The following is a 15,151-nucleotide window of genomic DNA, read 5'->3' as shown; positions in this document are numbered from 1 at the left end:
TAGAAACATACGCCCAATAGCATCGACACTAAGCTTTATTCAAATAGCCAGCACTGATTTTCTTTCTTGTCGTAGTAAACGCGCTTTCCTTGGTAATTCTGCGCGCAAGCTGTTCCTTTGAAACCCAGGGCTCCATTACGCCTTGTGTCCATCCAGCTACGCTCCTTGCCGCCCGCAGGTATGTCAGCCGCCTTTGACAAAGGACGGCATCCCTGGCCATCGCACCAGAACACGGTAAGCGGCAAGTTGCAGGTATTTTGAATCGCGTACCAGTGCATCGTTTTCACGGTACTGTCTTGCTTGATGTCCACAGCCCGCAAGCATTCGGAATGCTGCGGCAGGATCAATTTTTTCCTGTTCTTGTGGGAAGGATAAGTCTGCGCCGCAAATGACCACAAGTCTTCCTTTTCAAATGCCTCTTGGTGCATTTGGGCAAGGTCCCCCGCTTCGCCACCCACTGGGGACGGATTCACCTTGGCTGCTTTCTCATTGGGGGCCTTTCCCGCTTTCGATGCCCGCTGGTCCTTGCCGACCGGAGCCTTCGGCGAGGTAGCCGTATTGGGTTTGACGCCGCCAAGTTCAGCATATTTCAAAAAGCATTCGGCAACAGAAATAAACTGAGAGCGAAGTTCATTCCCCCCGACGGAGGCGAAGTGATACTTCTTGGGGTCGCGAAATTCCGGCGCGCCCATGGAAGAGCCGGGCTCAAGCCTACTAATCGACTCGATGAGTCTGCGCAGATACGCTGGATTATTGGCAACTCTCGTCCCATCCGACAGCTTGTCGACAAGAGTGAACTCGTGCCACTCGTACCCGAAGTAATCCCGGACGGTTTCACATGCCTGTCTGGCTTTTGGGTTTTCGACATAGGTGGACTGGGCCTGCACCGATTGGTTCAAGACGCTCAAGCCAAGCCCGAGGAGCAGCATGAGTGGTTTGATAAAGCCTCTTCCCTGTGAAACGATAGGCATCGATAACCTCATTTCAGATTTGCGTAAACATGTGGCCAGCTCAGCTTCTCACTTCAAATCAACCTGGCCCAGACGGTCCACACCTGCAGTGCCACAGCGTACCATGGGCTCTACCTCATTAAAGGTAAAGAGGAACAGCGACATTCCTTAAACTTGTTTTTGCAAAGAAACATAGTTAATGGAGCGAAGGTCGACATCCCCCATAAATTCTATCTTAGGAATCCGTGAGGTTGTGGTTGATCGCGTCGCACGTGGCGGGGGGATTCATGTCTGGGCCAGACCTGCCAAGCGGTCGGTGTGTGTGCATTGTCAGCAGAGGTCATGGAACCATTTCCAGATAGCTGACGCGCTGATACCGCATACCGCCGCGACGGTCGACAGGCGCGCGTATATGTAGATACGTGCGTACGCCAAGCGGCTCGTATTCTTCTGTTTTATTGGGGGGATACACGGAAAGCAAATCGGCGGGGATGCGACGGAGTAAGTAGCAAGTGCCGTTCGTGTGCCCAACTAAGCCCGTCGGCAAGGCTGGCATGCCGGGTTCCTTTTTGGAAGTGGAACCCCTTTTTGTGAAGCTTTGTGTAGCACTATTGTGTGTAAATCCTAACTAGGAACCCCTTGATTTTAATGGAATTTCTTTAAAATCAAGGGGTTATATACACAATGGCGGAGATGGAGGGATTCGAACCCTCGATGCGGGTATAAGCCGCATGCTCCCTTAGCAGGGGAGTACCTTCAACCTCTCGGCCACATCTCCAAATTCAAGCTGGCTATTCTAGCATAAATGCTTAACAAAAAACGCGTTAAGCAAAGCTTTGTTAAGCGTGGGCCAGACCGTCTTGTATGACAAGACCGACGGGCCCGGCCGCTTACTCGGCGACCTCACCAACGGACGATGCCTCCTGGTCCAGGCCGAATGCCTTGTGCAGAGCCCGGACGGCCAGTTCCATGTATTTGTCGTTGATGACTACCGAGGTTTTGATCTCGCTGGTGCTGATCATTTGAATGTTGATGCCCTCTTCGCTCAGCGTGCGGAACATCAGGCTGGCGACACCCACGTGGCTGCGCATACCGATGCCCACAATGGACACTTTGCAAACCTCGTTGTCCGCCACAACCTCTTGGGCGCCGACCGAGGGCGCGATCTGGTTCTTGAGCAGATCGAGGGTGCGAACGTAGTCGTTGCGATTGACGGTGAAGGAGAAGTCGGTGGTGCCACGCACCGACTGATTCTGCACGATCATGTCGATGTCGATGTTGGCTGCGGCAACCGGACCGAGTATGGAATAGGCCACGCCCGGGGTGTCTGGAACAGCCAACAATGTCATCTTGGCCTCGTCGCGGCTGAAGGCAATGCCCGAAACAACAGCGGATTCCATTTTCTGGTCTTCCTCGAAAGTGATTAATGTGCCCGACGACATTTCTTCGTCGAGCGGTATGAGTGGGTCGGTCAGCGAAGAAAGCACGCGCACGGGCACTTGATACTTGCCTGCAAACTCGACCGCACGTATCTGCAACACCTTGGAGCCCAGCGACGCCATCTCGAGCATTTCTTCGAACGACACGACGCGCATGCGTCGGGCCTCGGGCACGACACGCGGGTCAGTGGTGTAAACGCCGTCAACATCAGTAAAGATGAGACATTCTTCGGCACCCATTGCGGCGGCGACCGCCACAGCTGAGGTGTCGGAGCCGCCACGGCCCAGGGTGGTAATGTGGCCTTCGTCGTCAATACCTTGAAAGCCGGTAACGATCACGACACGTCCGGCATCAAGCTCGCCCCGGATACGGGTGTCGTCAATGGAACGAATGCGCGCCTTGGTGTAGGCCGAGTCGGTGCGCACGGGAACCTGCCAGCCCGAATAGCTGCGCGCCTGAACCCCTTGCGCCTGCAAGGCCATGGCCAGCAATGCGCTGCTTGCCTGTTCGCCGGTTGATGCCAGCATGTCGAGCTCGCGACCGTCAGGGGTCGGGCTGATTTCTTTGGCCAGACTTAACAGGCGGTTGGTTTCACCCGACATGGCCGAAGGAACCACCACCACCTGATGACCGGCTCGATGCCATTTGGCGACCCGCCGAGCAACATTTTGTATGCGCTCGACCGACCCCATCGAGGTACCGCCGTACTTATGAACGATAAGGGACATAATATTCTGTCCTGCCTTTTTGCCCAGGTGTTTGAATCAGTGTAAAAAACAAGTAAAGACTAGCGCCACAACGAAAACCAATTATTTTAGCAGCACACGCCCACGGACGCATCGTATCAGTGCCTGGCCGTGGCGGACCTGCATCTGGCGGTCATGGCCAAGCGCATGCAGGCCTCGCATCTGACGCATCAGATCGTTCAGGCGGGCATCGGAGGGCATGCGCAAGCCCAAGGAAGCGAGCCAATACCGCAGCACCAGCGCCTGACGTGACGCTGAAAGCTCGCGCCAACGCGCCAACGAAAAACTGCGCCCGTCTTCCGAGGGCTCCAGCCCGGCAAGGTCGCCAGCGGCCACTTCATTCAGAATCTGCGCGGCTTCGCGGCTTTGGCGTGCATGCCGCGCCAAAGCGGCCTGCCATCCGGGCCAGCGGTCGTCCAACTGAGGGGCCAGGCGCTCGCGCACCGCCGAGCGGGTATAGCGGTCTTGGGCATTGGTCGGGTCGTATACAGGTTTCCAGCCCGAGAGCTCGTGAAAGGCGTCGGCAAGCTGCACAATGCGTGCTCGGCTTACGTCCAGCCACGGGCGCAAATAAACGATGCCCTCACGGCGCGTCTTTGGCGCCATCGCACCAAGCCCCGCAGGCCCTGCGCCCCGCAACAAGCGCAGCAGCACGGTCTCGGCCTGGTCGTCTCTGTGATGGGCCAACAAAATTCGATCGACACCGGCCTGACGGGCCAGATCAGCCAGCGCGCGATAACGACCGGCGCGCGCTGCCGCCTCAAGGCCCTCGCCCGAAGCCCCATCGATGGCAATTCGCACGCTGTGGCAAGCAACCCCAAGGAGCTGGGCCAGGTCATGCACATGTCCACGCCACATATCGGCCACCTGCTGAAGGCCATGATGCACATGAAAAACATGCATGGTCAGCCCTGCCTTGGCGGCGGCTCGCGCCGCATGCACGGCCAGCATGGCCGAATCAGGACCACCGCTGACCGCTACGCCGAAATCACGGCCAACACCCCCCTGCGATGCAAGCGAGGCGTCAATGGCCGCCAGCAGTTCGTCAGCGCCGAACTGGGGCCATGGAAAACGATCAGGCACGGGCCTCTTGGTAGCGACCGTAGGTCATGAGCCGTTCGATACGCTGGTCGACCAATTGCTGGGCGCTTAAGCCCGACACCTGGCGCAATGCGTCGGAAAGGGCCCGACCCAATTGACGAGCCATGACGGCCGGATCGCGGTGGGCGCCCCCCACCGGCTCATTGACGATTCGGTCGACCAAGCCCAGGTCTTTGAGACGCGGGGCCGTAATGGCCAGGGCTTCGGCCGCCACCGACGCCTTGTCTGCGCTGCGCCACAAAATGGATGCGCAGCCTTCAGGGGAAATGACGGCATAAGTCGAGTACTGCAGCATCATGACGACATCGCCGACGGCAATGGCCAATGCCCCACCCGAACCACCTTCGCCAATGATGGTGGAAATAATGGGCACCTTGAGCTCGGCCATGGCATACAAGTTATGGCCGATGGCTTCAGACTGGCCTCGCTCTTCGGCACCAATGCCCGGATAAGCACCGGGCGTGTCGACGAAGGTGAACACCGGCAAGCCAAACTTTTCAGCCAGGCGCATCAACCGAAGCGCCTTGCGGTAGCCCTCGGGGCGGGGCATGCCAAAATTGCGCCTTGCGCGTTCTTTGGTGTCGCGCCCCTTTTGATGACCAATAACCATGCACGGCGTACCTTGGAAACGCGCCAGGCCTCCGACGATGGACAAGTCGTCGGCATACATGCGGTCGCCGTGCAGCTCGTGAAAATCGGTGAAGATTTCGCGCACATAATCAAGGGTGTAAGGCCGTTGCGGATGGCGGGCCACCAAGGCCGTCTGCCAGGGCGTAAGTTTGGCGTAAATGCTTTTGGCCAGTGTCTGGCTTTTTTGCTGCAACCTGGCCACTTCGTCAGATATATCCACGGCGGAATCCGCCTGCACGAAGCGCAGCTGCTCGATCTTGTTTTCGAGCTCGGCCAGCGGCTGTTCAAATTCTAGAAAAGTATTACGCATAAGAGCTTGTTGTCCGATTGGAAAAAACGCAGCGACGCTTTGTGCGGGCGATGGTCATTTGGGTGCCACGCTAAGGCTGCGCCACAGATACCAGGTGGCCACCGTACGCCACGGCGCCCAGGCTTGCGCGACTTCGCGGGCCTCGAAACGAGAAACGGGCTCGCCACTGAAATAGTGTAGCGAAATTGCCTTGAGCAGGCCCGCGTCATCAAGCGGCAGCACATCAGGACGCTGCAGGCTGAAGATTAAAAACATTTCGGCGGTCCAGCGGCCCACGCCCCGTATGGCGCACAGGTCGGTGATTATTTCTTCGTCGTCCATGCCGGCCCACGCCGTCGTGCGCAGCTTTTTCTCGGCAAAGTGGGTGGCCAGGTCGACGATGTATTCGCATTTTCGACGCGACAGGCCCAGCTCGCGCAGCTCATCCAGTGAAATGGCGGCGATCTTGGCCGGTGCCGGCCGACGCCCGCAACGCGCGGTAAAGCGTGCCCAGGTAGCGTCGGCAGACTTGGTCGACACCTGCTGCCCCACAATGGCGCGGGCAAGAGTCATGAACGGCGTCGACGACGTACTGAGCCACTCGGAGCGATGCCTGGGAATGACTTTTTTTAGTATGCGGTCGCGCCGCATGAGCTGGCTGCATGCTTCGTCCCAGAAGTCTGGCTTGTCGACAATTGCAATGGTGTCTGTCATTTTTTGCCCCGTCAGACCCTGCGCCATTGGGTAAGACCACCGACCTTGTCTTCGAGCTCGACGCCCGACTCGCGCAACTGATCGCGTATACGATCGGCCAGGGCAAAGTCGCGGGCCTGTTTGGCGGCGGCGCGCTGGTCGATCAAGCCCTGAATAGCGTCGGCGTCGAGCTCTTGCTGCACAGCACCCTCGCCAAGGTAGCGACTGGACGACTGCAAGTATCGCGCCGGCTCGGCCTGGAGCAGGCCCAAAATATCGCCCAGGTGACGCAATAAGGCAGAAGTTCGGCCCGAGCCGCTGCGATTTGCCTCAGAAGCCAGTTCAAACAGCACAGCCACAGCGCCCGAGGTGTTGAAGTCGTCGTTCATGGCGCTGCGAAAAGCCTGCGCCGAAGGATGGTTCCAATCGAGCTCGACGTCTTGTTCGGGTGCCACGTTATGCAGCGTCTGATACAAGCGATCAAGCGCATGCTGTGCGTCGCGCAGGTTGTCGGGCGTGTAATTTTGCACACTGCGGTAGTGGTTGCGCACGATAAAAAAACGCAACATCTCGGCCTCGCGCGGGTTGGCCTGATAAGCAGGCTTGCCCGGGGAAAGCGCGCCCGGGGCTGCCACGGTTTCGCGGATGGTGCGAAAGTTGCCCAACGACTTGGACATTTTGTCGGCATCGACCATTAACGGCCCGCAATGCATCCAGACATTGGCCAGCACCCCGCCAAAAGCGCCCTCGGTCTGGGCGATTTCGTTTTCGTGATGGGGAAACTTAAGGTCGGGCCCCCCACCGTGAATATCGAGCGGCAAACCCAGCAGGGCCTTGCTCATGGCCGAGCACTCGATGTGCCAGCCGGGACGCCCCAGACCGTAGGGCGACTGCCATTTTGATTCGTCAGGTTCCTCGGGTTTCGCCGCCTTCCAGAGCACGAAATCGAGCGGGTCGCGCTTGGCCGATGCCACGGCAACGCGTTCGCCGGCACGCAAGTCGTCAAGCGATTTGCCCGACAATTTTCCGTAACCGGGAAAGGCGCGCACCGCGTAGTTAACGTCGCCGTCGCTGGACTGATACGCCAGGCCCTTGTCTTCGAGCTTGGAAATAATGTCGAGCATCTGGCCTACATGCTGCGTGGCGCGAGGCTCGGCATCGGGTGTTTGCACGCCCAGTGCATGCTCGTCGGCGTGCATGGCATCAATGTAAAAGCCCGTGACCTCGTCAAGGCGTTTATTGGTCTGGACGGCTTTGCGGATGATCTTGTCGTCGATATCGGTGATATTGCGAACATACTCGACCTGATAGCCGCTGGCGCGCAACCAACGCTGTATCACGTCGAAGCTGACCAGCATCCGGGCATGGCCCAGATGGCAAAAATCGTAGACTGTCATGCCGCACACATACATGCGGACGCGGCCCGGCTCAACCGGTGTGAACGGCTGTTTGGTACGGGAAAGAGTGTTATAAACGTGTAGCATGCCCAATCAAAAAAAATCTATCCAGCGTTAGTTGGAACTTTCGGCGTGCCGGGCTCTCGGTGGCAGGCCGGGTTTTGTTCGAACCCCAACCAAGGCTAAAATGGCGGTCGACAAGTATAGCAAGTAGGCATTTTGCCGCAGGCTGTACTACCCGAGCAATTTATTTCCCATAGGTACCCGGCCCGTGCATCAACACACAAAAATCCTGGCGATGGCGCTGCTGTTCACCGGCGTGACATCAGCCTCTGTAGCGCACGCCCAAAGGGCTGCGGCCGGCCTTACTCCCAATGTCGACCTTACCGCTTCGTTGCAGGCCTCGGGCCATACCAGCGGCGTAAACACGGCCAAATATTTGGGCCCAACGGTAGTGCTTCATGCAGCGCCCGCACCCGGAGAAAAACTGTTCGACGACCCCACGCCACGCGAGGGTGGCTGGAAAGGCCTTGCCCGCTTGCTCGAAGCCGCCAGCCCTGGTGTAGACACCTCGATACCCATGACGCCTTCGCAAATTACCGACCGCATTGGTGCCATGCTGGACCGCGGCCAATACGCCGAAGCACTTGATGTCATTGACCGGCGCATGGCCCAGCGTCAGGCCGAAATGGCCATGGGCAACGACGTTCAGCTGCTGTTCTTGCGGGGTCGTGCGTTGGCCGGGCTTAACCGGTCAAACGAGGCTATTGAGCACTACCTTAACATGACCTCGAAGTTTCCCGAGCTGCCCGAACCCTGGAACAACCTGGCGGTCGAGTACGCCCGACAAGGCAAGCTCGACATGGCTCACGACGCCCTGCAAATGGCATTGGCGGCCAATCCAAACTATGCGGCAGCGCACGCGAACATGGGTTGGGTGCAACTTATGCAGGCGCGGCAATCGTTTCAAAGCGCCCAAGGGCAGCCCGGCGCAAATCGCGCCGCCGAACAGACCACCGAGATCCTGCGCCCCTGAACCCCGCTCTTATTTTGTTTAAAGCCATGTCCACACTATTTTTAATCCAACGTGCGCTAATTTCATCCGCACGCGTCTTCAGCCTGGCATTTGCCGCGCTCCTCGTCTTTGGCTTGGGCGCAGTCTCACAGGCTGCTTCGTCAACTTCTACACAAGGTCAATCCATGAGCACCTCTCCACGCGTAAAACTTCAGACCAGCATGGGCGACATGGTCATCCAGCTCGATGCCGAGAAAGCACCCAAAACTGTCGAAAACTTCTTAACTTACGTCAAAGAGGGTTTTTACGATGGCACGATCTTCCATCGCGTAATCAGCAACTTCATGATCCAGGGCGGCGGTTTCGAGCCGGGCATGAAGCAAAAATCCACTAACGAAGCTGTCGAAAACGAAGCCAACAACGGCTTGAAGAACAACCGCTACACCCTTGCCATGGCTCGCACCAGCGACCCGCATTCGGCTACGGCACAGTTCTTCATCAACGTCTCCGACAACGACTTCCTTAACTTCACGTCTCCGACCCCCAATGGCTGGGGCTACGCTGTGTTCGGCGAAGTTGTCGAAGGCACCGAAGTCGTTGACCAGATCAAAGGCGTCAAAACCGGCACCAAAGGCTTTCACCAGGACGTGCCCACCGACGACGTGATTATCGAGAAAGCCACCGTCATTGAATAACATCACCGTTCAGGGCACGGTGTGGCTGGCCTCCGACATGCATCTGGGGCCGGCCTCGCCGCATACTCGAGACGCTTTCCTGAAGTTCCTTGAACAGGCATGCGCCCAGGCGGATGCCTTGTTTTTATGCGGCGACATATTCGACACCTGGATAGGCGACGACCTGGCGCTGACTGACCCGCCTGCGTGGCTCGACGAGGTGCTGCTTGCGCTTGCCCGCACGGCCAAGGCCATACCCGTGTGGCTGGGTCGGGGCAATCGCGACTTTCTGATCGGCCCCGGCCTGACCAGCCATTTGGGCGCAAGGCTGCTCAAAGGCCCTGTATGCCTTGACACCCCGCAGGGGCACGTGCTGGTCAGCCATGGCGACGAATACTGCACGGCCGACCTGGGTTATCAACGCTTCAAACGCATCGTGCACACCGGCTGGATCCAACGCGTGTTTTTAAGACTAAGTCTGGAACGACGACAAGCCATTGCCGAATGGGCACGTCGCCGAAGCATGGCCTCGCATGGCGGAAAAGCCCCCGAAATAATGGACGTAACACCTGATGCGGTATTAGACGCTTTTCGCCATAGCGGTGCCGCGGCGATGATTCACGGACATACGCACCGCCCTGCCGTTCACGGCCTGCGGGTCGACGGCGCGCAACGCCTGCGCGTAGTGCTGCCCGACTGGGATCTTGACCACGAACCGAGCCGGGGCGGATGGGCGGTTATCGACACCCACGGCATACGCTTGCAACCACTGGTTCAGTAATTGTCAAAGCGGCCGGCCTTTAAAGCCTAACGAAGGTACAGCCATGCCATCACCACAATGCCCAGACCGATGCGGTACCACGCAAACGGGCGATAAGTATGCCGCGAAACAAAGTTCAGGACAGCACGCACCACTATCAGGGCACTGACAAACGCCGCAACAAAACCGATGGCAATACCGACTAACTGTTGGTCGTTCAATACACCGCCATGCTTGTAAAAATCGTATACCGTGGCGGCCAGCATGGTGGGCATGGCCAGAAAAAAAGAAAATTCGGTGGCCGTTTTGCGCTGTATGCCTGCGAGCATGCCACCGATAATGGTAGCGCCCGAACGCGATGTACCTGGCACCATGGCTACGCATTGGGCCAAACCCACAATCAATGCCTGTCGCCAGCTGATCTGTTCCAGACTATGGGCCGTGGCATGGCGCGACGCCACGGTTTCGTCGGCATTTTTTGCATATTGCGGCCTGCGTTCAACCCATAACATAATCAGGCCGCCCACAATCAAGGTAAACACGAACACCGCCGGGTTATGAAACAGGGTCTTGATGAACCCAATGGCCAGGGCCCCAATAACCGCAGCGGGCAAAAAGGCCACGGCAAGGTTGCGGGCAAACATCAGTTCACTGCGCTTGCCGCTGACCACGCCAGTTCCCAGTTGCCACAGACGGGCACGAAAAATCCACATGACCGCCAGAATGGAGCCAAACTGAATCACTACTTCGTATACCTTGTTGTCGCCCGACGAAAAGTTGATCCAGTCGCCCAGAATAAGAAGGTGAGCAGTACTTGAAACCGGTATGAACTCGGTCAGCCCCTCGACAACACCTAAAAAAAGGGCCTTAAGATAGAACCACGCAGTTTCCGTCATAACCTCTCGCTAAAGCGCCCCCCAATCGCGGCGGCTCGTGCCACCTGCGCCGGGAGCGGACTGGTACAAACAATTAGTTGAACAGCACTGAAGCACTACGAGGCTTCATGCGTTTCTTTCGTGGGGTCGGTCAGCAGCGCGCGCTCGATCAGTACGGTCGCGATGCGACGCCCTTCGATGCGTTCGACCGTAAACCGGAAGGAGGCGTGTGGCTGCGCAAGCTCGCAGCTGTCGCCGACCTCGGGCAGATGCCCGAAACGCTCGAGCAAATACCCCGCCAAGGTCGAGTACACATCGTCGTCGTCGACCAGGTCATCGGCGGTCAGCACCTGTTCCAGATGATGAAGGTCGGCCGCCCCATCGACTCGCCATCGATTATCGTCGATCGGCACTATGTCCGGCTGTTCGTCCTCGTCGGGGAACTCGCCCGCTATCGCTTCGAAGACGTCGATAGGTGTAACCACGCCTTCGATCGCGCCAAACTCGTTGGTCACCAGAACCAGTTGCCCTTTGGCTCGCTTGAGCGTTTCCATGACTTTTAGAATGCCTATGGACTCGGGAACAATAATGGGTTCGCGCAGCCGCGAAAGGCGAATGGTGCTGTGAGTGATCAGGTCGGCAATAAGCTCTTTGGCCCGACCAATGCCCACAACTTCGTCCAAAGCACCCCGACACACGGGAAAGAAACTATGGGGCGAACCGGCAAGCTGCTCTCGAAGCGTCTCGACATCGTCCTCAAGATTGAGCCACGTAATGTCATTGCGCGGCGTCATGACCGAATGAATGCTTCGGTCGGCCAGCGTCAGTACGCCGCTGACCATATTGCGTTCGGCGTCTCCGAACACTTGTTGCGCCGGCGCAGGCTCCTGCTCGTGCGCCGGCTGCTCAGGGCTGACCAGCGGACGCTTGCCCAGCATGAGCATGATGCCTTCGGCCGTGCGCTCACGCATAGGCCGACGCGCCTCCACGCGGCGCATGTTTCGGCTGGCAACCTGGTTGAGTGATTCGATCAGAACCGAAAAACCAATGGCTGCATACAGATAGCCCTTCGGAATATGGAAGCCGAAGCCTTCGGCGACCAGCGAAAAACCGATGGTAAGCAGGAACCCGAGACACAGCACCACGACGGTTGGATGAGCATTGACGAAGGTGGTAAGAGGCTTGGAAGCAAAAAGCATGACCCCCATGGCAATGACCACCGCCATCATCATGACCGGCAGGTGGTCCACCATACCGACGGCCGTAATGACCGCGTCCAGCGAAAACACCGCGTCGAGAATGACGATTTGAGTGATGATAAGGCCGAAACTGGCCTGCAGGCGTTCACCCGTACCGTGTTGGTTGTGTCCTTCGATGCGATTATGCAGTTCGACCGTGCCCTTGAAGAGCAGGAAGAACCCCCCGATGATCAGGATGAGATCACGTCCCGAGAACTCGAACCCCGCCACCGAAAACAAGGGCTCGGTCAGCTTGATCAGCCACGACATGACTGTAAGCAGCCCCAGACGCATAATAAGCGCCAGCGAAAGGCCGATAATGCGCGCGCGGTCTCGCTGGTGCGGGGGCAGCTTGTCAACCAGAATTGCGATGAAAATGAGGTTGTCGATACCCAGCACAATCTCGAGTACCACCAGCGTGGCCAGACCTACCCAGGCCGCCGGCTCAAACATCCATTCCATCAACAAGCTCCTTTAAGCGGTAGGAGAATCATAGAGGTCTTTGAGGACAAACACGTAACAGAACGTGCCTGACTGCATCAGCCTTGCAGATGAGCAAGCATCTGCGTAAAAATTTTAGGGCTGGCTGCCAGCACGCTGCCCGATTGCATCCAACCTTGCTCACCCTCGAAGTCGCCGATGAGCCCGCCCGCCTCCAGCACCAGCAAGCTGCCTGCCGCCATGTCCCAGCGCTTTAAGTTGAGCCCGCAGAACCCGTCGATACGCCCGCTGGCCACATAAGCCAGGTCGAGAACCGTTGCGCCCATGCGCCGTGCGCTGGCGCAATGGCTCAGCAAGTCGGAAAAGCGTGCTGCTACGGTAAGGTCGCTGGCCGAACGTGGCACATGGGCTCCGATCAGCGCGTCATGGTAGCGGGTTTGTCCAGAGACCCGAATGCGGCGGTCATTCAGGAAGGCGCCGCCACCGCGACTGGCTGTGAACAGCTCGTTGCGGCTGGGGTCGAAAATAACGGCTTGCGTAACCTGCCCGCGATGCGCAAGGGCGATCGACACGGCATAAACCGGAAACCCATGAATGAAATTGGTGGTGCCGTCGAGTGGGTCGATAATCCATTGATACTCGGGCTCGGCCTTGCCGTCCGGGGCCGGATGCGCACCCGTTTCTTCGCCCAGAAATGCGTGGTCGGGGTAGGCGGTGCGCAGCACATCGATAATCGCTGCTTCGACGGCGTGATCGACTTCCGTGACATAATCCTTGGGCCCCTTGCGCGCCACTTGCAAGCGTTCCAGGTCGAGGCCGGCCCGGTTAATGATAGAGCCGGCGCGGCGTGCCGCCTTAATGGCGGTGTTGAGCATGGGGTGCATAAATGTCCGTATTACCTTTAAACCGCCTATTTTAAATGACACCGGCAGATTGTTCTAAATGAGCCCTTTTCCCCCAGACCATGCGACCTCAACTTTTGAGCGCATCGACTTCATTATGGTTCGCCCGAGTCACCCCGGAAACGTCGGCGCAGCCGCCCGCGCCATCAAGACCATGGGCTTTCAAAGGTTGTGCCTGGTAGCCCCACGCCATGACGACATGACCAGCCAGCCCGAGGCCCAGGCGCTGGCCAGCGGCGCAGGCGATGTCCTGGCCCAGGCCCAAACGTTCGACACGCTTTCGGCCGCGCTGGCCGGCACGACCCTGGCTTTCGCACTAACGGCCCGGCCACGCGACCTTGGCCCCATCGTGTGTGACATACGTCAAGCCGCCGAGGCGGGCCGCGACCATCTACATATGCACCAGAACACGCGCGTTGCCATGGTGCTGGGCACCGAACGTTCGGGCCTGACCAATGAAGACATCGACCGTTGTCAGCGTATTTGCCATATTCCGGCCAACCCCCAGTACAGCTCGCTCAACGTAGCGCAAGCATTGCAATTGGCGGCCTGGGAGCTTCGCTACGCACTGATCAGCGACTCGAGCCAACCTCTTGTACCGTCAACCGGCAAACAGGGCACGTCAAGCGGTAGCCTGCCGGCAACCAACGACAAGATACTGGCCTTCATGGCGCACTGGGAACAAGCCCTGGTTTCAATCGAATTCCTCAACCCCTCGCATCCCAAGAAGCTCATGCCCCGCATGAGGCATTTATTTACGCGCAACCAACTTTCGAACGACGAAGTGGACATGATGCGGGGCGTGTGTACGGCGATGATCAAGGCGGCAAATCACGATCGCTAACTACGGCCTATCACGCCATAGCCGGCGCCACCATTGGTACAAGCAGGCATTCAGCCCCTGAACTCGGCAGGCAGGCGAATGCCTGCCGCCTGCAGGGCGCCCGGAAGATCACGCCGGATATCGTTTAGCAAGGGCCCGTAGTTGCCGGCCAAGGACCATGCTTGAACGCCGATGACCACCGTATTCAGGCGACTTTCACCCACGTATGCGGCGGGTGCCGGCGTATCTAGAACGCCAGGATGATTATTGATAAGCGTACGCGCGGCCTCGAGGGCAGCGGCGACGTCTTGGTCGAAAAGAATTCCGACCTGAACGTCTATACGCCGCGTACCGTTGCGGCTGAAGTTGATGATGGGGTTACCCCACACGAGGCTGTTGGGTAGGGTAACTTGCGTGCCATCCGCCTGACGGAATTGGGTTAGAAACAAGCCCACCTCTTCTACAGTGCCGTCCGCCTTGCCCACCACCGACACCGTCTCGCCGGCTCGCAGCGGCCGCAAGGCAAGCAACATGATGCCCGCAGCGATATTTTGCAAGGTGCCCTGCAGCGCCAGCCCAATAGCCAATCCGGCCGCGCCCAACACCGCAATAATGCTGGCCGTTTGCACACCCAACTGGGCCAGGGTGGCAATGAGCACAATGATCCGTATGGCCCATACCGTAACGGTGTGGGCCATTGGAACAATGGTGGGGTCGACCCGATTGGAGCGAAGCGCCAACTTGCGCACGGCCCTGCCGGCAATGACCGAAACAGCCCATCCGACACCGAAAATCAGCGCCGCCACGGCAAGCCGCAAAATTACGCCTTCGAAGTGAGCCAGCCAGGGCGCCCATGTACCTAAAGCTTCATTCATGGCGAGCATAATATCGCTGTCCGATCGAGACGCCAAGAAAATGTTGTCCCCAGATATTGTGGATAACCCACTGGAAAACTGCTTGATAGCCCAGTATTTTTGTTTTTTTACCGACACTTGCGCAAACTAGACACAAAACAAGCAGCTTATCTCGCCAGCAAATGGCTCGTATACACTCAATCTTCGCGCCAACAAGCCGTTAACATACCTACAATAGCGTTACTTGGCCGTGGCGAAGCCGGTCTTCAGGGAGAGCCCGAGCAATGGCTTGGCGCAAAAAAGCTTTTAAGAACATTTACATA

General features: G+C 58.0%; 14 protein-coding genes and 1 tRNA gene. 4 read left to right on the top strand and 11 right to left on the bottom strand.

All coding sequences use genetic code 11. From position 1 onward, the window contains the following. Window positions 1–35: 35 nt before the first annotated feature. The 7 genes from VL003_RS03740 to cysS form a co-directional block, all read right to left on the bottom strand. On the bottom strand, window positions 36–971 hold the full coding sequence (locus tag VL003_RS03740; protein ID WP_325439710.1) for a hypothetical protein: 936 nt from the start codon (window positions 969–971) through the stop codon (window positions 36–38). A gap of 664 nt (window positions 972–1,635) precedes the next feature. Beyond that, a tRNA-Ser gene (locus tag VL003_RS03735) sits at window positions 1,636–1,728 on the bottom strand. 112 nt (window positions 1,729–1,840) lie between these two features. Then, entirely contained in the window at window positions 1,841–3,118 is a 1,278-nt protein-coding gene (locus VL003_RS03730; RefSeq protein WP_325439708.1) for an aspartate kinase, read from the bottom strand. Between the two features lie 81 nt (window positions 3,119–3,199). Beyond that, the gene (tilS, locus tag VL003_RS03725) at window positions 3,200–4,165 is read right to left on the bottom strand and encodes a tRNA lysidine(34) synthetase TilS (RefSeq protein ID WP_325439726.1); all 966 of its coding nucleotides are present in this window, start codon (window positions 4,163–4,165) and stop codon (window positions 3,200–3,202) included. Between the two features lie 46 nt (window positions 4,166–4,211). Then, the gene (locus VL003_RS03720) at window positions 4,212–5,177 is read right to left on the bottom strand and encodes an acetyl-CoA carboxylase carboxyltransferase subunit alpha (RefSeq protein WP_325439706.1); all 966 of its coding nucleotides are present in this window, start codon (window positions 5,175–5,177) and stop codon (window positions 4,212–4,214) included. Window positions 5,178–5,231: 54 nt separating this feature from the next. Further along, on the bottom strand, window positions 5,232–5,870 hold the full coding sequence (locus VL003_RS03715; RefSeq protein WP_325439704.1) for a DNA-3-methyladenine glycosylase family protein: 639 nt from the start codon (window positions 5,868–5,870) through the stop codon (window positions 5,232–5,234). Between the two features lie 11 nt (window positions 5,871–5,881). Continuing rightward, window positions 5,882–7,333, bottom strand: coding sequence for a cysteine--tRNA ligase (gene cysS, locus VL003_RS03710; RefSeq protein WP_325439702.1), 1,452 nt, complete (start codon window positions 7,331–7,333; stop codon window positions 5,882–5,884). A 184-nt stretch (window positions 7,334–7,517) separates the two neighbouring features. Here cysS and VL003_RS03705 point away from each other — a divergent pair, with 184 nt between their 5' ends. From VL003_RS03705 to VL003_RS03695, 3 genes are all read left to right on the top strand, one after another. Further along, entirely contained in the window at window positions 7,518–8,282 is a 765-nt protein-coding gene (locus VL003_RS03705; protein ID WP_325439700.1) for a tetratricopeptide repeat protein, read from the top strand. 164 nt (window positions 8,283–8,446) lie between these two features. Beyond that, entirely contained in the window at window positions 8,447–8,956 is a 510-nt protein-coding gene (locus tag VL003_RS03700) for a peptidylprolyl isomerase (protein ID WP_325439698.1), read from the top strand. Then, window positions 8,949–9,716: a UDP-2,3-diacylglucosamine diphosphatase gene (locus VL003_RS03695; RefSeq protein WP_325439696.1), complete on the top strand. Its 768-nt coding sequence runs from the start codon at window positions 8,949–8,951 to the stop codon at window positions 9,714–9,716. The genes VL003_RS03700 and VL003_RS03695 overlap by 8 nt, the downstream gene beginning before the upstream one ends. 26 nt (window positions 9,717–9,742) lie before the next feature. On the opposite strand, the gene VL003_RS03690 is transcribed toward VL003_RS03695, so the two are convergent. From VL003_RS03690 to VL003_RS03680, 3 genes are all read right to left on the bottom strand, one after another. Further along, window positions 9,743–10,591: an undecaprenyl-diphosphate phosphatase gene (locus tag VL003_RS03690; RefSeq protein WP_325439694.1), complete on the bottom strand. Its 849-nt coding sequence runs from the start codon at window positions 10,589–10,591 to the stop codon at window positions 9,743–9,745. A gap of 95 nt (window positions 10,592–10,686) precedes the next feature. Continuing rightward, complete coding sequence (locus tag VL003_RS03685; RefSeq protein WP_325439692.1) at window positions 10,687–12,270, bottom strand: TerC family protein; 1,584 nt, start codon at window positions 12,268–12,270, stop codon at window positions 10,687–10,689. Window positions 12,271–12,347: 77 nt separating this feature from the next. After that, window positions 12,348–13,133 (bottom strand): inositol monophosphatase family protein, encoded by a 786-nt coding sequence (locus VL003_RS03680; protein WP_325439690.1) that lies wholly within the window; start codon window positions 13,131–13,133, stop codon window positions 12,348–12,350. A 58-nt stretch (window positions 13,134–13,191) separates the two neighbouring features. On the opposite strand from VL003_RS03680, the gene VL003_RS03675 reads away from it, so the two are divergent. Further along, on the top strand, window positions 13,192–13,995 hold the full coding sequence (locus VL003_RS03675; protein WP_325439688.1) for an RNA methyltransferase: 804 nt from the start codon (window positions 13,192–13,194) through the stop codon (window positions 13,993–13,995). 50 nt (window positions 13,996–14,045) lie between these two features. Here the strand turns inward: VL003_RS03675 and VL003_RS03670 are convergent, their stop codons facing one another. Then, on the bottom strand, window positions 14,046–14,849 hold the full coding sequence (locus VL003_RS03670; protein WP_325439686.1) for a mechanosensitive ion channel family protein: 804 nt from the start codon (window positions 14,847–14,849) through the stop codon (window positions 14,046–14,048). Window positions 14,850–15,151: the final 302 nt, after the last annotated feature.

Origin of the sequence: Pusillimonas sp. (assembly GCF_035515275.1) — a bacterium.
GTDB lineage: Bacteria > Pseudomonadota > Gammaproteobacteria > Burkholderiales > Burkholderiaceae_B > Pusillimonas.
Note: the sequence above shows the minus strand (reverse complement) of the source record. Positions and strands in the feature narration are given on the sequence as shown.